Here is an 18,894-nt window from a genome sequence, read left to right as displayed (position 1 = left end):
GCGATGCTTCAGAGCAGGACGATATCGTACTGTTCCTGCGCCATGGCGGCTTCGGACTGCAGCGAGATCGGCTTGCCGATGAAGTCGCTCAGGCCCGCCAGGTGCTGGCTTTCCTCGTCGAGAAACAGCTCGATCACCTTGGGCGAGGCAATCACCCGGAACTCCCGGGGATTGAACTGGCGGGCCTCGCGCAGGATTTCCCGCAGGATGTCGTAGCCGACGCTGCGCGCCGTCTTGACCACGCCCTTGCCCTGGCAGGCGCTGCACGGTTCGCACAGCTGGTGCGCCAGGGACTCGCGTGTGCGCTTGCGTGTCATCTCGAGCAGGCCCAGCGCCGAAAAGCCGTTCACGCTGGTTTTGATGCGGTCGCGGGCGAGCTGCTTCAGGAACTCCGCCAGCACGGCGTCGCGATGGTTGTCACGCAACATGTCGATGAAATCGACGATCACAATGCCACCGAGGTTGCGCAGCCGCAGTTGCCGCGCAATCGCCTGCGAAGCTTCCAGGTTGGTCTTGAAGATCGTGTCGTCAAAATTGCGCGCACCCACAAAACCGCCGGTGTTGACGTCCACCGTGGTCAGCGCCTCGGTCTGGTCGATGATCAGGTAGCCGCCCGATTTCAGGTCCACCCGACGGCCCAGCGCCTTGGCAATTTCCTCGTCGATGTTGAAGAGGTCAAAAATCGGGCGCTCGCCGCTGTGCAGTTGCAGCCGCTGCAGGGTCGCCGGCATGAACTCCGTGGCAAACAGCCTGAGCTTGTCGAACTGCTCGCGCGAGTCGATGCGTATGCTCTGGGTGTTTTCCAGCACCATGTCGCGCAGCACACGCTGCAGCAGGTTGAGGTCCTGGTGCAGCACCGAGGTCGGTGGCAGGCGCAGCGCGGCGTCCTTGATGCGGGCCCAGGTCTTGCGCAGGTAGGCGATGTCCTCGCCGAGCTCCGCATCGGTGGCGTCCTCGCCATTGGTGCGAAGGATGAAACCGCCGCCCATGTCACCGGTCAGGGTCTGCAGCCGCTGGCGCAATTCCTCGCGTTGTGCGGCGGGGATTTTCTGCGACACGCCAATGTGGTTGTCCTGCGGCAGAAACACCAGCAGGCGGCCGGCAATGCTGACCTGCGCGGTCAGCCTCGCACCCTTGGTGCCAATCGGGTCCTTCAGCACCTGCACCATCAGCGCCTGGCCGACAAACAGCTGCTTTTCAATCGGCTGCGGTGCTGCCGCGGGGGTCGCCGCGTTGTCGGCGTCGGCGTGCCGGCTGTTGATGCTGCTCATCAGATCCGCCACATGCAAAAACGCGGCGCGTTCCAGGCCGATGTCGATGAAAGCCGACTGCATGCCCGGCAGCACCCGGACGACCTTGCCGAGGTAGACATTGCCGACCAGGCCGCGTTCCAGCGTGCGCTCGACATGCAGCTCCTGCACGGCTCCATATTCGACCACGGCCACACGGGTTTCCTGGGGCGACCAGTTGATCAGGATGTCTTGTTGCATGGTGTCTTCTTGTGGGGCGCTTATCTATATTTTCAGGCCTGCGGCCTGCAGCAGCAGCGCGGTTTCATGCAGCGGCAGGCCCATGATGCCGGAATAACTGCCTCTCATGTGCGAGATGAACATCGCCACCCTCCCCTGGATGGCATAGGCGCCGGCTTTGCCCAACGGCTCGCCCGTGGCGACGTAGGCGCGAATCTGTGTCCGGCTCATGGGCGCAAAGGTCACCCGCGACACGCTCAGCGCCTGCAGCCGTTTGCGGCCATGCTGCACCGCCACGGCCGTCAGCACGCGGTGTGTGTGTCCGGCCAGTTCGGCCAGCATGCTTTCAGCATGGGCGGCATCGTCAGGCTTGCCATAGATGCGGCGCCCCATGGCCACCGTGGTGTCCGAGCACAAAATCGGCGCCGGCGGCAAACCGCGTTGTTTCAGACGCGCCACGGCGGCGTCGAGCTTGAGCTGCGTGACGCGCTGGACATAGGCGGTCGGCGCCTCGCCAGCCAGCACCACTTCCAGCGCCTCGCTGTCTTCGCTGGCGCCGGGCAGCAGCAGTTCGCAGGACACGCCCAGCTGCTCCAGCAACTGCCGGCGGCGCGGGCTTTGGGAAGCAAGGTAAATGAAGTCGTTCATGTTTGAAGTCCTGAGGCGAGCCACGTCCCCGATTCAGCCCAGCAGGGGCCGCGGATCTGGCTTTGCCAGTCCGCAGGCGCAGCGGCCCCCTCGGGGGGCAGCGCAGTACGCGAAGCGACAAGCGTGGGGGCCACTCATTCCCTGTGATAGGGATGGTTGACCGTGATGCTCCAGGCGCGGTAGAGCTGCTCGATCAGCAGCACACGCACCATGGCATGCGGCAGGGTCAGGTCCGACAGGCGCAGGCGCTCGTGAGCGGCCTGTTTGAACACGGGGTCCAGCCCGTCCGGGCCGCCGATGACGATGGCCACGTCGTCGCCTTCACGCTGCCAGCTTTTGAGCTTGTCGGCCAGCGCCACCGTGGTCATGGCGCTGCCTCGTTCATCCAGCGCGACGATGCGGGTTCCCTTGGGAATCACGCCTTCGATACGCTGGCGTTCAGCCGCCAGCAGGGTGTCCAGGGTTTTGGAGGCGCGCGGCTCGGTCTTGACGGCCTTGAGTTCGACCCGCAGCTCTGGCGGAAAACGCTTGGCGTAGTCGTCGTAGGCGGTTTGCGCCCAATCGGGCACCTTCTGCCCGACGGCGACAATCGTCAGCCTCATTTGCTCCGGGTCGTGGTTTTCTTCGCAGCGGGTTTCCTGGCAGCCGTCTTGGCTGCAGCCTTGGCAACCGTTTTCTTCGCTGCCACTTTTTTGGCGACCGGAATCTTCACGATGGGTGTTTTCGCAGGAGCCTTTTTCACCGCCGTTTTGGCAGCCGTTTTGGCAGCCGCCTTGACGGGTTCGGCAGCGGGCTCGGCAGCCGGTGCGGCGGCATTGCGTTTGGCGGTCCAGTCGGTCATCTTGCCGACGCGGCCCACGTAAGTGCCGTCATCGGTCCGGGCGACGACTTTTCTGGCGGCAGGTTTGGCAACAGCCTTCCCTGACGATTTCGCACCAGCGCGCGACTTGGCCGGCTTGGGCGCTTCCTCGACGTCGGGCCTGGATGCCTTGACCAGCGGTGCAGGCGCGCCCAGCTTGAGCTTGACCGGTTTGTCGCCCCACAACTCTTCGAGGTGGTAGTACTGGCGAATCGTCGGCTGCATGATGTGCGCGACAGCGGCGCCGCAATCCACAATGATCCACTCGCCGTTTTCTTCACCCTCGATGCGCGGCTTGGCAAAACCGGCGTCACGCACGGCATCCCGCACGCTGGCGGCCAGTGCCTTGGTCTGCCGGTTGGAGCTGCCCGAGGCGATGATCACGCGCTCGAACAGCGAGGTGATGTGCTCCGTGTCAAACACCTGGATGTCAGCCGCCTTCACATCTTCCAGCCCATCAATGATGGCTCGCTGCAGTTTCTGGACGTCTTTTTTCGCAGCGGTGCTGGCGGTGTTGGGAGTGGAAGTCATGCAGTGGTTTGCTTCAAAGAGTGAGTTGACGGGAAATTACTGAAAATTACGGAGAAATGTAGAGATGATGGCGCTCAATATAACGCGCAACCGGCTCCGGAACCAAGGGGGTCCAGCCCGGTGGGCCGGCGCTGCCTGAACTGATTTGCCGCCGGATGTCGGTGGCACTGACCGGCATCAGCGGCAATTGCAGGGTCAAAACCCCGTGCCCGGCCAGATTTTCAGGGTCAAAACCGGCACCAGTGCTTGTCGAACCAGCGCGGTTTGCTATACAAATTATAGCTATTTCCAGAATCGCCTGCCAGCGGTGCCAGGTCTTCAGGGCGGCGAACTGGTCGTTGCCAATGACCAGGTAGAGCTGGGCACCGGGGTTTTCGGCCTGCAGGGCCTCCAGCGTATCGATGGTGAAGCTGGGGCCGGCACGCCGGATTTCCCGGTCGTCCACCACCACCCGGTCCAGCCCGGCAAACGCCAGCCGGGCCATGGCCAGCCGGTGTTCGGGCGCGCTGAGCGTGCGGGTCTTGTGCCAGGCCTGGCCGGTCGGAATGATGTGCAGGGCATCGAGCGCGAGCTGCGCCGTTGCCGCCTGCGCCAGGGCCACGTGGGCCAAATGCGGCGGGTCAAACGCGCCGCCAAAGATGCCCACACGCCTTGCGCCCGCTGACGGCACTGCACTCAAAGCCAGTCCCGCCTGACCAGAAACTCGGTGGACAGCCGCGCCTCGGCCGAGCCGGCCTCGACGGGGCGCTGGTAGGACCAGGCGGCCAGCGGCGGCATCGACATCAGGATGGACTCGGTGCGCCCGCCCGATTGCAGGCCAAAGTGGGTGCCGCGGTCCCAGACCAGGTTGAACTCCACATAACGGCCGCGGCGGTACAGCTGGAAATCGCGCTCGCGTTCGCCGTAAGCCATGTCCTTGCGGCGCTCGACGATGGGCAGGTAGGCCGCCAGGAAGGCGTCGCCGACCGAACGCATCATCGCCAGGCTGCCCTCGAAGCCCAGTTCCTGAAAGTCGTCAAAGAACACGCCGCCTATGCCGCGCTGCTCCTCGCGGTGTTTCAGGTAGAAATATTCGTCGCACCAGGTCTTGAAGCGCGGGTATTTGTCGTCGCCGAACGGTTCCAGGGCGTCCTTGCAGGTCTGGTGAAAATGCACCGCATCCTCGTCAAACCCGTAATACGGCGTCAGATCCATGCCGCCGCCGAACCAGTAGGCGGTCGGGCCCGATGCCGGTGTTGCCGCGATCATGCGCACATTCATGTGCACGGTGGGTACATAGGGGTTGCGCGGGTGAAACACCAGCGACACACCCATGGCCTCAAACGGCGCGCCGGACAGCTCGGGCCGGTGCTGCGTGGCCGACGGCGGCAGTTGGGGGCCGCGCACATGCGAGAAACCGCAGCCGGCGCGCTCAAACACCCTGCCCTGTTCCAGAATCCGGGTGATGCCATCGCCCTGCAGCGTTTCACCGGGTTCCTTGCGCCAGTGGTCGGCCACAAAAGGCTGGCCGTCGAGCGCGGCGACGCTGCTCGTGATGCGCTCCTGCAACTCCAGCAAGTAGCTGCGGACGTGGGAAGAATCGGTCATGGTGCTCATTTCAGGATGGTATCGGCCCGGGGCAGGCCTGAATTGATCAAACGCACGGGCGCCGCGGCACCGGCCCGCAAGCCGCGGAAATCCTGCAGGGCCCCGGCCATGCGCTCCAGGTCGCGGTCTTCATCGCCGGTCAGCCGCACAAAATCGCGAAAAACCAGGCGCTTGCGCGAATAGTCGAGCCCGGCCAGGCCCACCGGCACATCGGCTTCCAGCGCCAGCCGGTAAAAACCGCTGCGCCAGCCCGTTGTGAGACGGCGGGTGCCTTCCGGTGACAGGGCCAGCCAGAAGTACTGCCCGTCGGCTTTTTTCTGTTTCATCATGGCCGTCATCTGCCCGACCACGCCCTGGGGCGCCGAACGCCTGACGGGCACGCCGCCCAACCAGCGCAGCCACGGCCCGAACAGCGGAATGCGAAACAGCGTGTCCTTGCCCCAGAACTGCACCGGAAGGCCGACCGCCCATTTCAGCAGCACCGCAACCGGGAAATCCCAGTTCGAGGTGTGCGGGTACACCACAATCACGCCCTGCAGCGTTGGCAGCCCCGCAAAATCAATGCGCCAGCCGAGGGCCCGCACCAGCGCCCGGGCCAGCCCGCTCCCCTGGAACTGCACGGGGTGCGGCGGCTGGAAATCCATGCCCATCAGGACTTGATGGCCCGAAATCCGATGTCCTTGCGGAACTGCGCGCCGTCGAAATGAATGGCCTGCGTGGCCTCGTAGGCCAGGTGCTGGGCTTCCCGCACGGAACTGGCCAGCGCCGTGACACACAAGACGCGGCCACCGGAGGTCACCACGCCGGCCTTGACGCCACCTGCGGCCGTGGCGGTTCCGGCGTGGAACACCACCACGTCATCAGGCGCCTCGGACGGATGCACCACCGGCAGGCCGGTGATCAGATCGCCCTTGCGCGGGTTCAACGGATAGCCGTGCGCGGCCATCACCACGCCCAGCGCCACGCGGCGGTCCCATTCCAGCTCCACCTCGTCGAGCTTGCCCGAGGTGGCCGCCAGCATGACATCGAACAGGTCGGACTTGAGCCGCATCATGATCGGCTGGGTTTCCGGGTCGCCCATGCGGCAGTTGAACTCCAGCGTCTTGACCTTGCCGTCGGGGGAAATCATCAGGCCGGCGTACAGGAAGCCGGTAAACGGGATGCCGTCTTTTTCCATGCCCTTGATGGTGGGCAGGATGATCTCGCGCATGGCGCGGGCGTGCACGTCGGGTGTGACCACCGGCGCCGGTGAATAGGCGCCCATGCCACCGGTGTTCGGCCCCTGGTCGTCGTCCAGCAGGCGCTTGTGGTCCTGGCTGGTGGCCATGGCGGCCACGTTCTTGCCGTCGCACATCACGATGAAACTGGCTTCCTCGCCCTGCAAAAACTCCTCGATCACGACACGCGCGCCGCCGGCGTTGTGCGTGACGCCCAGCGGGTTGAAGCTGGGGTCGGGCGCGAGCATGAACTCGATGGCTTCATGCGCTTCGTGCAGGCTCATGGCCACGACCACGCCCTTGCCGGCCGCCAGGCCATCGGCCTTGACCACAATCGGCGCACCTTTTTCGTCCACATACGCGTGCGCCGCCGTGGCGTCGGTGAAGGTGTCGTACTCGGCGGTCGGGATGCCGTGGCGCTTCATGAAGGCCTTGGAAAAGGCCTTGGAGCTTTCCAGCTGGGCAGCGGCTTTGGTCGGACCGAACACCCGCAGGCCGTGGGCGCGGAACTCGTCGACGATGCCGGCGGCCAGCGGCTGCTCCGGCCCCACCACCGTCAGCGCTATCTTTTCTGTAGCTGCCCACGCCCGCAGCGCCTGGACATCCGTGATATTGATGTTCTCAAGGCGAGGATCCAGCGCGGTCCCGCCGTTGCCCGGCGCGACGTAGACCGCCTGCACCTTGGGGGACTGGGCGAGTTTCCAGGCCAGCGCATGTTCACGGCCACCGCCGCCAATAACAAGAACTTTCACGGGAGGTTCAACCTAAAAAACAGCAGATAGCTGAGGTAAATAATAAGAAGCAGAACGATGCCGAAGATGACCTTGACCGCCGCCTTGCTGCGGCGCTGGAGCTCCAGCGCCTGGTCGTTCACGGTGCCGGCCTTCACGATGTTGGCGCGGGTGTCCTCCACCAGCGACTTCTGCATCGTCAGCGATTCCTTCTGCAGCGCGATGGCTTCCGCGCGCAGCCGGTTACCCTCCTGCAGCAGTTGCTCGATGCGGGCCAGCCGCTCTGACGAATCCGTATTGCCGTCCATGGTCAGTTGTCCAGTGAGGCGTTGTGAAACACGTCCTGCGTGTCGTCCAGGTCTTCCAGCACGTCCAGCAGTTTCTGCATCTTCTGGCCCTCGGCCCCGGTGAGCTCGATGGTGTTGTCGGCGCGCATGGTCACTTCGGCCACTTCGGGCGTCAGGCCGGCCGCTTCGAGGGCGTTCTTGACGGCTTCAAACGCCGTGTAAGGCGTCAGCACCTCGATGGCGCCGTCCTCATGCGTGATCACATCGTCGGCGCCGGACTCCAGCGCCACTTCCATGATCCTGTCTTCGTCGCTGCCCGGGGCAAAAATCAGCTGGCCGCAATGCTTGAACTGGAAAGCCACCGAGCCCTCGGTGCCCATGTTGCCGCCGTGCTTGGAAAACGCGTGGCGCACCTCGGCCACGGTGCGCACCTTGTTGTCGGTCATGCAGTCCACGATGATGGCCGCGCCGCCAATGCCGTAACCCTCATAACGGACCTCTTCGTAATGCACGCCTTCCAGGCTGCCGGTCGCCTTGGCAATGCCGTACTTGACGTTTTCGTTGGGCATGTTGGCCGCCTTGGCCTTTTCCACGGCCAGACGCAGGCGCGGGTTGGTGCTCAAATCGCCGCCGCCCATGCGCGCCGCCACCATGATTTCGCGCATGACACGCGTCCAGACACGTTGGCGCTTCTCGTCCTGGCGACCCTTGCGGTGCTGAATATTCGCCCATTTACTGTGACCAGCCACGGAAATCCTTTGGAATTGATTTAATCTACAAAGCGCATTTTACTTTTAGGCAGCTGCCCACAGCTTCCTCCAACCTACAGGACACCCCATGGCCGAGCCCTTTCTGATTGCCCGGAACGCTTCCACCCACTGTGAACTGCTGCCGGCGCTGGCCAACCGCCACGGCCTGATCACCGGCGCGACCGGCACCGGCAAGACGGTGACGCTGCAGGCCCTGGCCGAAAACTTCTCCAAAATCGGCGTACCGGTCTTCATGGCCGACGTCAAGGGCGACCTGGCCGGCATCAGCCAGGCCGGCAACATGGGCGAAAAAATGGCGGCCGTGCTCAAGGAGCGCGGCATCGACAAGCCCGTGCCGCTGGCCTGCCCCACCACGCTGTGGGATGTGTTCGGCGAACAGGGCCACCCGGTGCGCGCCACCGTGTCCGACATGGGTCCGCTGCTGCTGGGCCGCATGCTGGGCCTGAACGAGACGCAGGCCGGCGTCATCAACCTGGTGTTCAAGATCGCCGACGACAGCGGCATGCTGCTGCTGGACCTGAAAGACCTGCGCGCCATGCTGCAGCACGTGGGCGACAACGCCAGCACCTTCACCACCGAATACGGCAACATCAGCGCCGCCAGCGTGGGCGCCATCCAGCGCGGCCTGATGCAGATCGAAACCCAGGGCGGCGACAAGTTCTTCGGCGAGCCCATGCTCAACATCAGCGACTTCATGCAGACCGTGGACGGCAAGGGGGTGGTCAACATCCTGGCTGCCGACAAACTGATGAACTCGCCGCGGCTGTACGCGACCTTTCTTCTCTGGATGCTCTCCGAGCTGTTCGAGCTGCTCCCGGAAATCGGCGACCCCGACAAACCCAAGCTGGTGTTTTTCTTCGACGAGGCGCACCTGCTGTTCGACGAAGCGCCCAAAGCGCTGATCGAGCGCATCGAGCTGGTGGTGCGACTGGTGCGCTCCAAGGGCGTTGGCGTCTATTTCGTCACGCAGAACCCGCTGGACATTCCTGATTCGGTGCTGGCCCAACTGGGCAACCGGGTGCAGCACGCGCTGCGCGCCTACACCCCGCGCGACCAGAAAGCCGTCAAGGCCACGGCGCAGACCATGCGGCAAAAACCCGGCCTGGACATTGAAACCGCCATCACCGAGCTGGCCGTGGGCGAGGCCCTGGTGAGTTTTCTCGACAGCAAGGGCCGGCCCAGCGTGACCGAGCGCGCCTACGTGCTGCCCCCGGGCAGCCAGATCGGCCCGATCACGCCGCAGCAGCGCCAGGCCCTGATGCAGAGCTCGCTGGTGGCAGGTGTGTATGAAAAAGCCGTGGACCGTGAATCGGCGTATGAAATGCTCAAGGCCCGCGTCGCGGCGACACAGGCCGAAACCACCAAGGCGGCAGAAGCTTCCGGTGGTTTCATGGGCGGACTCAGCGACGTGCTGTTCGGCTCCAAAGGTCCGCGCGGCGGCGCGCGCGACGGGCTGGTGCAGCAGGTGCTCAAGTCCGAAGCCCGCAACCTGGCGCGCCAGGTGCTGCGCGGCGCGCTGGGCGGCATCCTGGGCGGCAAGAAGCGTTAGAAACTCCACGATCCAGCACTGGGATGACATACGCATAACTGCGTGCGCGTTGCTTGAGCCTCCATCCGCAGACTGTGGGTGGCTTCGCGAGCATTTTCCCCGCGCGGAGCCTTACCTACCAAGAAGCCACCTCCCCGTGGACGATTCGGTACACCGATTTGCCCCCCCGATGGGCCAGCCGGCTAAAACTACTCATCGAAAACAACCATCTTCTACAGCCAGTAGTTGATGTATCGTCCAATCCTAACTAGAGAACCCAGGGTTGATTCGTCAATGAAGAAGACGCCAGAAAAATATATGCGAGGCGACCAACCATCAACGAAGGTTGGCAAGCCAAAGAACGTGGCTCCATCTTCCTCCACTGGTGGCAAGGGCTATCGATTCGAGAATCGCGTCCAAGCTACCAAGCTGCTGGCTATGTGCATTGGAGGTCCGACGGCGGGCTTGCCGGATGACAGCCGCGTTATAGAACTGCGATTTCAAGCACGTGTTCACGGGCGCTTTACTGACGATCTAGTTTGTACCGTAGAAAACGGTGCTGGCCAGCGCAGCCGGGCACTCATGCAAATGAAAAGCGGGCTGACCGCCCGGAGGAGTGATGCAAATTTCAAGCAAGCCGTAGGCAACGCTTGGCTCGATTACCAATCCGATGATTTCGCCAAAAGCTTCGACGTCTTGCTAATCGTTCACGACATGGCTACGAAGAGCCAGATGCGTGGGGCCGAAGCCGTTGCCACCAGCGCCCGATCCTCGTTGAACTACGACGATTGGCGGCAGAAGCTCTTCGACGCGGGTTCCGGTAATGAACCTAAGCGCAACGCCTATACCTTGATCAAGGAGGCCGTCGATCTGTATGCCGGGCGCGATTGCGGCCCAGATGAGCTACAGGGTTTCTTAGCTCATGTTTACTTCCTCGCGCAGGATTTGGATTCGGACATTACCGCCGAGTGCAAAAGCTACCTCCACCAGATACAAACCGCCTCGCCGGGGCATCCGATCAGGCAAAACGCGGGCTTGGTTTGGTCAAAATTGGTGACTACATGCATGGAATTGAACGAGGTCGCAGGCGGACTTGACCTAGGCAATCTGAAGGACTTTGTTGGAGGCGAGCTAAGCGCGTGGTTTGCCGTGCACCGGTCCTTCTTCGCTACTGGGTTGTCGTCTCTAACGACCTCACTTCCTGGTCATCATTCGGCCGCTAGGGCACCGGCGTCGCCGGCAACCGTAGTCGCGGTGGGAACAGCTCAGACGCTGATAACGCCTACCTTACAGGAGCAATTGCCAGCCGCCAGGGACAGTTCGACCAACAAACTTGTATCTGCACAACTTGACCATATCAACACAAAGATCAAGGCTTGTCAGTATAAAACGGCGCTCGAAGACATTGAACACCTAGGACAGGATCATTCTTTGTTCGATGCCCATCAAAAGGCCCGTTGGCACCTGCTTCGGGGCGTTTGCTACTGGCACTTATTAGGTGAGGAGGATGCGGCATCGGAATTCATTCAAGCAGCTGACCTCTGCGAAGACGACGACAAGCTGGCCGCCGGTCGCGCTAGGGGGCACTTGCTTCGTAAGGAGATACCTCAGGCAGTTGCTGCCGCACAATCCGCTCTGAATCGCTTTCCCAATTCGCTGTCGGCGTGGGTCGCCTTGGCGAATGCCCAGATGATCAGCGGCAAGACTTTGACCGAAGCAGATATTCCGCCTATTCACCGAAGTCAAGCGGACGCGCTTCAGCTTATAGCGTTCAGCCTAAAAGCGGACGGAAGAAATGTGGAAGCCGCAAAAATCGCTTTGAAGGCGCTTTCATTGCCAACATCTGGCTTTTTTGTTGCTGATGCTAGTTTGGCCATTACTCTGGAAAACGCAGCCGGCGACGGGCTAAAGGCAGCCTTCCGCATATTCGACGATGCGTCCCGTGCCGACCTGTTGACTGCCGTGGCAGCGTTCGAACCGCGCTCACAGAAACTCTGGTCGATCCAGGCACCGAATGCTGTGGCTGAATCTGCAGCCCGGCTCGGCATGGCATATCTGCTGCTGGACAGGAGTGAAGATGCGTTAGCTGTTTATCAGGAATCTCATGCTCGTTCAATGCTAGCGCCGTCACTCTTACGTTTAGGTATTGAGGCTCTGGCAGCTTGCGGCAAGCCAAATGAGGCCCTTGCACTTGGCGCGCGCTCTGTGAACGACATGGCTCCTGAGGCTCTGGTGGCATTTTCGCAACTGGCATCAAATGCACACGATGTCGGCGCCATCGAAGGCGCGCTCGAATCGGCTACAAGGCGTGGCCTAGAGCAACGCGCGATCAACGCCCTCCAAGCCCTTAGATGGGACACGATGCTGACAATTTCAGAGTTGCGCGCGGCGGCCCTGACGGAAATCCGCCAGGAAATGAATGGAATCCTCGCCGGCAAATCCATTTCGCTCCTCGCTATCGCTGCAAGGGGGCTTAAGCTGTATGGCAACCGGCGCGAAGCTGATCACGTGATTGAGCGCGCAATAAGCTTGATTACCAACGACAGCGATGCTGGTGAAATATATCTTGTATCCATGGTCTTAATGCAAGCGAGGCGCTTTGCGCAGGCCGCCGAGTTCTTAGACCGTATTCTTCCGAAGGGTCAAATCAGCGAACTGCACACCCATCGGTTGCGGGCTCTTCTCAAGAGCGGACAGCTTGCAAAGGCTCAGCACCTCATCCAATCATTTCCCGTCGGATGGGCCGCCGATGACGACGCAAGACACCTTGCAATAGAGTTGGGCCAGCGTGCAGGAGACTGGGACTTTTTGGCGATGCTAGTCGCGCCGCAAATCGATCGCCATCCAACTGCTGCCGTGAGCTGGAACTTTAAGTTTTTTGTAGCAATCCACCAAAACGAAGAAACTCTGCCAGCAATGGTCGGAGATGCTCCAGAAATTGCTTCTGGTTCGATCGATGAACTCGCCCGCTTAGCAAGCGTCGAACTGACATATGGCGACCGCGCGAAGGCTCTACGACGGCTCTATCGCATGCGTAGAGCGAGTTTGGACGATACCGAAGCGGCGGCAGCTCACCTTGCAGCACATTTGATGCAGGGTGATGAGCTTCCTTTGCTTCACACCGTCCCAGACAGTGTCGGACCCGGCACCTCTGTCCTACTTCGTGATTCCGACGGGCAGGAACTTGTCCGGACCATCGATCCATCAGAGTGTCAAACCTTGCCGCTGACGGAGGAGTTCCGCCATGTCAGTTCAGAGGACATTCGCGCGCTATTGGGACTTCGCGTAGGCTCCCGGCTGGTCATTCAGGAGAAACTCACTTCTGGAGAACGGGCCTATGAGGTTGTGCAGATCCAAAGCGCTTATCGTCGGCTTTTGGATCTATCCGGGCGAATGACCTCACAGTCACTCAACCCGTCGAAGATTGTGTCGATGATGTCGATTGGCAATGACGCAGACGGCAAGGCAGACTTTAGCGAGCTGACGCGACAATTGCAGGAGCAGGCTACCCACGCCGCGCAAGTATTTGATATCTATCGCACGTCACCCATCACGCTAGGGGGGGTGGCGAAGATGCTTGGACGCGATTGCATTGATCTTGTGCGTGGCTGGCAACAGCAAGCCAGTCGCTTGCACGTCGGCGGAGGTGACCCGCTAGAGCGCGAAGCTGCGGCGAAACTTCTGGAAGGTGACGACTTGCGCTTCGTTATTGACGCAGCCACTCTGGCTGAACTGGCAACCATCGAATGTCTCGAATGCCTATCTTTACTCCCGCACCTATTCGTGTCTACGCGAACACGAGATCTGATCGCTGGAAAACTCGCGCAGGTGCGAACCGCTCGCCAACAAGGCACCGCATTCCAACATGAGGGTCAATTGGGATTCTCCGAATTCACTGATGAGGATCGCGAACGCGAGATCAGATACTACGAAGCAATTGACAACGCGATCAAGCATCACTGCGATGTCTTGCCGGCCTACGGACCAGACGATATTTCTCAAATGCCAGCCGAACTGCGCAAAGTTTTATCCGGCGAAGAGTTTGCCGTTGTCTTGTTGAGCCTACAGGAAAAAGCTCACCTTTTGAGTCTCGACGCGCGACTTCGAAATATAGCTGGCTTGTTCGCAACGCGCGGAGTGTGGCCGCAGGCGCTGTTGAGGCACGCACTGCAAAAAGGAGCAATCGACGCGCGCGATTATTCGGTAGCTTGCCTGAAAATGTTCTTCGCCAACAGAACATTCATCTCTCTAGGCCCTGCCGATTTGACGATGATGGCCTATCAAGGAGACACTTGGCTCGACGTTGGCGTTCGCCGATTCGCAAAACATATTTCGGAAGGCGAGGTCGAGTTCGAGTCCGCATTGCGCGTTAGCATGCAGTTCCTTGGCTTGCTTTTCAGAGCGGGGCACTGCCAGTTTGGCGTCATCAGTCAATTGCTTGAAGTCATCGTTGCGGGGCTGAAACAGCATAAGCAATGCACCAATAACCTTAGAGCCCAGGTGGCTGAGCGGCTGACGGAGTCGCTTGAAGACTTCGGGGCAAACAACTCCCAATATATTCAAAATGTTGTGGCATCCACATTCGCCGCATTGACGCATATCAAGCCCGACCAACCGCTACGCGTGTCGGTCTTGAAAATTGCGTCTCCACCGCTGATTCGCGTACGTAAGGATGTGAGCGGCGCAACCGAAACAGACAAAAAATCGTCAGCGCAATCCGCGAGTACGGCGTCGCCGCTTGGCCCGCGTGCGGAAACAGGTACATCCGGAGTTGCAGATTTTGACCATTCATAGCCCAAGTAGATGGCACCTAGGTGGACTTTAAAATTGTGCGAGACGGGGCCTTTTACTGTCAGCGCGAGGGTGATCATTGCCGGGGCCTGCCGCCGTGGACCTAGCTGCTGCGCGACCAGTTAGGATGGAGCGCTGAACACAAGCCGCCGGGTGCGCACTGGCCCGGCAGTTGCATGGCGGCAAACCGCTTCTGGGGATCCGGAGCGGCGACACCGTTTTCCAGAAACCGAACCCTGAGGCCCCCGAGCATGACCACCCGCAGCGACAAAGTCCACCTGATCGACCACCCGCTGGTGCAGCACAAGCTGACCCTGATGCGCCGCAAGGACGCTTCCACCAACACCTTTCGCACGCTGCTCAACGAGCTCAGCAGCCTGATGGCCTATGAAGTCACCCGCGACATGCCGCTGCAGGACATCGAGGTGGAAACGCCGCTGGAGACCATGACCGGCAAGACCATCGACGGCAAGAAGCTCGTGTTTGTGTCCATCCTGCGCGCCGGAAACGGCATCCTGGAGGGCATGCTCAGTGTGGTGCCGGGTGCGCGCGTCGGCCACGTCGGGCTGTACCGCGACCCGAAGACCCTGGAGCCGGTGGAGTACTACTTCAAGATGCCGCAGGAAATGGAAGAACGCGACATCGTGATCGTCGACCCCATGCTGGCCACCGGCAACTCGGCGATTGCCGCCGTGACCCGGCTCAAGAAACTCAAACCCAGGTCCATCAAGTTCGTCTGCCTGCTGACCTGCCCTGAAGGTCTTGCCGCCCTGCAGAAGGCCCACCCCGACGTGGACATCTACACCGCCGCCGTTGACCGGCAGCTCGACGAACACGGTTACATCCTGCCCGGCCTGGGTGATGCGGGTGACCGCATTTTTGGAACCAAATAGGCCGCTAGCCCAATCAGAACGTGCGCAAGCGGCTACAGTTTTGATAGCAAATTCAAGATTCATGAGGCTGCCGGGCCCGCCCCTGGCCTTCCAGCCCGGGGCTGGGTGGAGCAACTGGCCGGACCAGCTGTTGACAAAGCGATACCGCAAGGAAGAACGTTGATGCGAAGCCGCCCACCGGACAGAACCGACCCGGTTTTCCTGGATGAAAAGACCGCGCGCAAACAGGCGGAACGGCAGGTCTTGCTCGACGCCCTGAGCGGCGGAATGCAAGCCGAAGCCATTGAATGGGCGGCCGGTAGCGCCATCGCACCCTCGCTGCTGGCCAGCCCGCGTATCCAGCTGCGCCCGTGGAAAGACGCCGACCGCGCGCCGTTTGCAGCCATGACCGCCGACCCCGAAGTCATGCGGCACTTTCCGGCAACGCTTACCCGCGAAGAAAGCGACGCCTGGGTGGACCGGGCCATGCAGAAGATCAACCAGCGCGGCTGGGGCTTCTGGGCCATGGACTACCTGGCGGAAGGCGCACCGGCGCCCACCTTCGCCGGCTTCACCGGCCTGAATATTCCCGCCCCGGAACTGCCCTTCGGCCCCTGCGTGGAAGTGGGCTGGCGACTCGCGCCGCAGTTCTGGGGCCTGGGCCTGGCCACCGAAGCCGCGCGCCTGGCCCTGCGGGCCGGCTTCGAGTCAGTGGGCCTGGAAGAGATCGTCGCGGTGACCACCCTGCGCAACACCCGCTCGCAAGCCGTCATGCAGCGTCTGGGCATGCAGGAAAGCGTGGCCGACGAATTCGACCACCACGCCTTTCCGGCTGACAGCCCCGAAAGGCGCTGCTGTGTGTACCGCCTGTCGCGTGCGCGCTGGTCTGCCAACAGCCTGGCGGGGAACCTTCAGAATCAAAGCTGAAAGGCGCACGGAGTGATGGATTTCCTGCAGGACCGCCACGACACCTACCCAACGCCGCGACATGGCCCGCGTGTCTGAGCTGATGGCCGTCGGCGTCAACGTCGCCTTCGGCCACGATTGGCTGGCGCACCGACCTGTCACCACAAGCTTTAACAATCACACATTCGGCGTTTGACTTCAAGTTCAAACCGCAGTGGTCGGTTTTCATCATGAAGACTTCAGAGGTGCCTGCTTAGTCCCAATTCAAAACGCATTACTCATCTTTTTTGAGTTGCAATCCCCTTGTAATTGACGGCAAGGTTGCTCACTACCGCTACTATGTGACAGCAAACAAGTTATTTGGGAGATGGCAATGCCTGAAGAGGAAGATATCCACCGTAATAAGCTGACGAACAAGACTTACATTAGCCCACAGGTCCCAACACTGAATGGCCCTCTTCGCATTGCGTCAAAAGTAATTGATTCTGACGGCGCTTACTACGCGAAAGTCAAGAAGGAGATCGTCCTCCGAAGAACGCCTTCTGCTCGCACAGAAATCGTCGCCAAGTTTCTGGAAGACGACAGAAAGTTGACCGTCTTGACCCTGCAAGCTTTTAACGGCAAAACGGGCATTCCGCATAGAACAAACTTCTCCTTTGTCGGAAGTGAAATCCCGCGACTTGTCAGCTTTCTACACGATATCGCGGCGGTGGAATTCAAACATCCGGGCGCAGTGAACATCACAGATACTGAGCTTCGTAAATTGGTCCTGTCAAAGTCTCAAGCAGCCACACTTGTGCATGACAACCAGGACGTGTTCCTTGAAGCGGTTCGCGCGGAAATCACGAAAGACGACATCGTTGCATTAGGCTACAGAAAAAAGCAACTTGGCATTTTTTCCCAGCTTCTCGCTGATTCTGAGTTTTTTGATTTGTGCAAAAAACAAAAGCACATTCAAGGAAATGAACTTCTTTGGCAGGCCTTTTTTGAGAAGAACCCTTGGGTCTTCGGCTACGGACTAAGCTACTTCTATGTAAGCGGATTTGACGGTAAGAAGCTTGAGCAGCTTGTACAGGGGTATGACTTACTAACACGGGGAAAACGCGCTGATGCTGTTATGAAAACTCGAGGGATTATCAATTCGCTTTGCTTCGCAGAAATCAAACATCACAATACAAGTCTGCTTGAGGGAGGTGCTTACCGTGCTGGTTGCTGGGCACCTTCCAAAGAAATGGCTGGAGCAGTCGCTCAGGTTCAAGCCACGGTCGCTATTGCGATGCATAAGCTTCACGGGATGCAAAGGATCTACGACGAAGATGGACATCCAACCGGCGAAGATGTTTTTAACTTTAAGCCACGAGCCTTCATCGTAATCGGATCACTGAGCGAATTTATCAACGAACATGGTGTAAATCAAGAGAAGCTTCGCTCCTTCGAACTATATCGCTCCAGCATTACTGGTATAGATATTCTCACCTTTGATGAACTCTACGAGCGAACAAAGTTTATCGTCGACACGGCTAGTCATGAACAGTAAGCATTTTTAGTCCACTCGAGACGCCATCCATTCGACTCAACCAGTCAATTAACACATGATGACAAACGCCTCCTGTTTGAGAAAGCTTCGTTTATTCGTGTTAAACGGAGCTTTAACTTTGCTGCTAACTCTCGGTGCAGCCTCAGAATCTCACTCTTCAGACACGAAGTTGATGAAGATCACAATTTGGAAGCCTGGTCTCGGAAGCATGGCTATGAACCTAAATCACTTCACGGTTCAACTCGACGGGCCTTTAGATGAAAATGCTGCGAGTCGCTTACGCTCCCGCCTACAAGCTATTAAAGCAAGTCCGATTAACTTCTATTTGAATTCACCTGGTGGGGTTATGTCCGTGGGCATGGAGATCGGGCGAATCATCCGACAAACTGGGATGGCTACAAATATTGGAATCTATGCTGGGGAGGAGATACAAAGTAAGCCCGGCGGTTGCTACAGTTCATGTGCACTTGCATTCCTTGGAGGCCCTTACAGATATATAAGTAAGGGATCTGAATTCGGCGTACACCGCTTCTCTAGCGGGGTTGCGTCCGCGAACGACTTGGATGTTGCGCAAGTTGCCTCAGCCAGAATCAACACTTACATCCGCGAGATGGATGTCGACCCGTCTTTGTTTGAATTGATGGCCCGCACAGGTAAGGACCAGATTTATATCTTAAGCACACAACAACTTCACGACCTCAACGTTACCAACAACGGGCGCAAGCGTCCAAGCTGGACAATTGAGGCAGTCGACGGTGGTATGTATTTGAGGGGACAGCAGGAGACCGTTTGGGGCGAAGGTAAAGCCATCTTTATCTGCGGGAAAGGAGTGGTTTTTAACTCCTTCGCACCGGTAAGTGAGGATCAATCTCGATCGATGATCCGGGGCGAATGGTTTCATTCGCTTTTAGTTGATGCGGAAAACTTCCCAATTGAGCCCGGGGGTAAAGGCCGATACGACGGATACTTTCTAAACACACAATTCCTGCTGACCTCCGAGCAAGTTCAGAAAGTCTTGAAAGCAAAGAAGGTCGGGCATGCTATCCAAGTCACCCGCGAAGCACCCAGCTTCGTCGGCTACACAATAGAAATACCCGAAGCTCAAAGGCCAAAGATAAACGCCTTTCTACGAACTTGTCCATAGACTTTGCGAAAATTGGT

General features: G+C 59.7%; 16 protein-coding genes. 6 read left to right on the top strand and 10 right to left on the bottom strand.

All coding sequences use genetic code 11. The features are described 5' to 3' along the window. Window positions 1–8: 8 nt before the first annotated feature. The 10 genes from rng to PSV26_RS17845 form a co-directional block, all read right to left on the bottom strand. Window positions 9–1,490: a ribonuclease G gene (gene rng / locus PSV26_RS17890; protein WP_300520729.1), complete on the bottom strand. Its 1,482-nt coding sequence runs from the start codon at window positions 1,488–1,490 to the stop codon at window positions 9–11. A gap of 24 nt (window positions 1,491–1,514) precedes the next feature. Next, a complete protein-coding gene (locus PSV26_RS17885; protein ID WP_300572609.1) occupies window positions 1,515–2,117 on the bottom strand; it encodes a nucleoside triphosphate pyrophosphatase in 603 nt (200 codons plus the stop codon). 134 nt (window positions 2,118–2,251) lie between these two features. Continuing rightward, on the bottom strand, window positions 2,252–2,719 hold the full coding sequence (gene rlmH, locus PSV26_RS17880; RefSeq protein ID WP_300572606.1) for a 23S rRNA (pseudouridine(1915)-N(3))-methyltransferase RlmH: 468 nt from the start codon (window positions 2,717–2,719) through the stop codon (window positions 2,252–2,254). After that, a complete protein-coding gene (rsfS, locus tag PSV26_RS17875) occupies window positions 2,716–3,507 on the bottom strand; it encodes a ribosome silencing factor (RefSeq protein ID WP_300572604.1) in 792 nt (263 codons plus the stop codon). The genes rlmH and rsfS overlap by 4 nt, the downstream gene beginning before the upstream one ends. 46 nt (window positions 3,508–3,553) lie before the next feature. Then, window positions 3,554–4,177 carry a nicotinate (nicotinamide) nucleotide adenylyltransferase gene (gene nadD / locus PSV26_RS17870; protein ID WP_300572715.1) on the bottom strand — a complete coding sequence of 208 codons (624 nt, stop codon included), beginning with the start codon at window positions 4,175–4,177 and terminating at the stop codon, window positions 3,554–3,556. Window positions 4,178–4,182: 5 nt separating this feature from the next. Next, window positions 4,183–5,103 (bottom strand): oxygen-dependent coproporphyrinogen oxidase, encoded by a 921-nt coding sequence (hemF, locus tag PSV26_RS17865; RefSeq protein ID WP_300572601.1) that lies wholly within the window; start codon window positions 5,101–5,103, stop codon window positions 4,183–4,185. Further along, complete coding sequence (locus tag PSV26_RS17860) at window positions 5,100–5,738, bottom strand: 1-acyl-sn-glycerol-3-phosphate acyltransferase (protein WP_300572598.1); 639 nt, start codon at window positions 5,736–5,738, stop codon at window positions 5,100–5,102. The genes hemF and PSV26_RS17860 overlap by 4 nt, the downstream gene beginning before the upstream one ends. Before the next feature lie 5 nt (window positions 5,739–5,743). Then, window positions 5,744–7,063: a phosphoribosylamine--glycine ligase gene (gene purD, locus PSV26_RS17855; protein WP_300572595.1), complete on the bottom strand. Its 1,320-nt coding sequence runs from the start codon at window positions 7,061–7,063 to the stop codon at window positions 5,744–5,746. After that, entirely contained in the window at window positions 7,060–7,350 is a 291-nt protein-coding gene (locus tag PSV26_RS17850) for a hypothetical protein (RefSeq protein WP_300520714.1), read from the bottom strand. The genes purD and PSV26_RS17850 overlap by 4 nt, the downstream gene beginning before the upstream one ends. A 2-nt stretch (window positions 7,351–7,352) precedes the next feature. Then, window positions 7,353–8,078: a YebC/PmpR family DNA-binding transcriptional regulator gene (locus tag PSV26_RS17845; protein ID WP_300572592.1), complete on the bottom strand. Its 726-nt coding sequence runs from the start codon at window positions 8,076–8,078 to the stop codon at window positions 7,353–7,355. An 88-nt stretch (window positions 8,079–8,166) separates the two neighbouring features. Here PSV26_RS17845 and PSV26_RS17840 point away from each other — a divergent pair, with 88 nt between their 5' ends. The 6 genes from PSV26_RS17840 (at window position 8,167) to PSV26_RS17815 (ending at window position 18,877) form a co-directional block, all read left to right on the top strand. Beyond that, a complete protein-coding gene (locus PSV26_RS17840; protein ID WP_300572589.1) occupies window positions 8,167–9,648 on the top strand; it encodes a helicase HerA-like C-terminal domain-containing protein in 1,482 nt (493 codons plus the stop codon). 273 nt (window positions 9,649–9,921) lie between these two features. Further along, on the top strand, window positions 9,922–14,421 hold the full coding sequence (locus PSV26_RS17835; protein ID WP_300572586.1) for a hypothetical protein: 4,500 nt from the start codon (window positions 9,922–9,924) through the stop codon (window positions 14,419–14,421). Between the two features lie 248 nt (window positions 14,422–14,669). Beyond that, a complete protein-coding gene (gene upp, locus PSV26_RS17830; protein WP_300572583.1) occupies window positions 14,670–15,311 on the top strand; it encodes a uracil phosphoribosyltransferase in 642 nt (213 codons plus the stop codon). Between the two features lie 267 nt (window positions 15,312–15,578). Continuing rightward, entirely contained in the window at window positions 15,579–16,217 is a 639-nt protein-coding gene (locus tag PSV26_RS17825) for a GNAT family N-acetyltransferase (RefSeq protein ID WP_300572713.1), read from the top strand. A gap of 352 nt (window positions 16,218–16,569) precedes the next feature. Further along, complete coding sequence (locus tag PSV26_RS17820; protein ID WP_300572580.1) at window positions 16,570–17,733, top strand: Shedu immune nuclease family protein; 1,164 nt, start codon at window positions 16,570–16,572, stop codon at window positions 17,731–17,733. 55 nt (window positions 17,734–17,788) lie between these two features. Continuing rightward, entirely contained in the window at window positions 17,789–18,877 is a 1,089-nt protein-coding gene (locus tag PSV26_RS17815; protein WP_300572579.1) for an ATP-dependent Clp protease proteolytic subunit, read from the top strand. The last annotated feature ends 17 nt before the right edge of the window (window positions 18,878–18,894 follow it).

It is taken from the genome of Polaromonas sp., from assembly GCF_029945685.1.
Classification (GTDB): Bacteria; Pseudomonadota; Gammaproteobacteria; order Burkholderiales; family Burkholderiaceae_C; genus Polaromonas.
This window is presented reverse-complemented; position numbering and strand designations above follow the sequence as displayed.

Bases quoted from the DNA above. Each gene is read 5' to 3' on its own strand.
- rng (WP_300520729.1), bottom strand. From the start codon at position 1,490: ATGCAACAAGACATCCTGATCAACTGGTCGCCCCAGGAAACCCGTGTG.
- PSV26_RS17885 (WP_300572609.1), bottom strand. From the start codon at position 2,117: ATGAACGACTTCATTTACCTTGCTTCCCAAAGCCCGCGCCGCCGGCAG.
- rlmH (WP_300572606.1), bottom strand. From the start codon at position 2,719: ATGAGGCTGACGATTGTCGCCGTCGGGCAGAAGGTGCCCGATTGGGCG.
- rsfS (WP_300572604.1), bottom strand. From the start codon at position 3,507: ATGACTTCCACTCCCAACACCGCCAGCACCGCTGCGAAAAAAGACGTC.
- hemF (WP_300572601.1), bottom strand. From the start codon at position 5,103: ATGAGCACCATGACCGATTCTTCCCACGTCCGCAGCTACTTGCTGGAG.
- PSV26_RS17860 (WP_300572598.1), bottom strand. From the start codon at position 5,738: ATGGATTTCCAGCCGCCGCACCCCGTGCAGTTCCAGGGGAGCGGGCTG.
- PSV26_RS17850 (WP_300520714.1), bottom strand. From the start codon at position 7,350: ATGGACGGCAATACGGATTCGTCAGAGCGGCTGGCCCGCATCGAGCAA.
- PSV26_RS17840 (WP_300572589.1), top strand. From the start codon at position 8,167: ATGGCCGAGCCCTTTCTGATTGCCCGGAACGCTTCCACCCACTGTGAA.
- PSV26_RS17835 (WP_300572586.1), top strand. From the start codon at position 9,922: ATGAAGAAGACGCCAGAAAAATATATGCGAGGCGACCAACCATCAACG.
- upp (WP_300572583.1), top strand. From the start codon at position 14,670: ATGACCACCCGCAGCGACAAAGTCCACCTGATCGACCACCCGCTGGTG.
- PSV26_RS17825 (WP_300572713.1), top strand. From the start codon at position 15,579: ATGCAAGCCGAAGCCATTGAATGGGCGGCCGGTAGCGCCATCGCACCC.
- PSV26_RS17820 (WP_300572580.1), top strand. From the start codon at position 16,570: ATGCCTGAAGAGGAAGATATCCACCGTAATAAGCTGACGAACAAGACT.
- PSV26_RS17815 (WP_300572579.1), top strand. From the start codon at position 17,789: ATGATGACAAACGCCTCCTGTTTGAGAAAGCTTCGTTTATTCGTGTTA.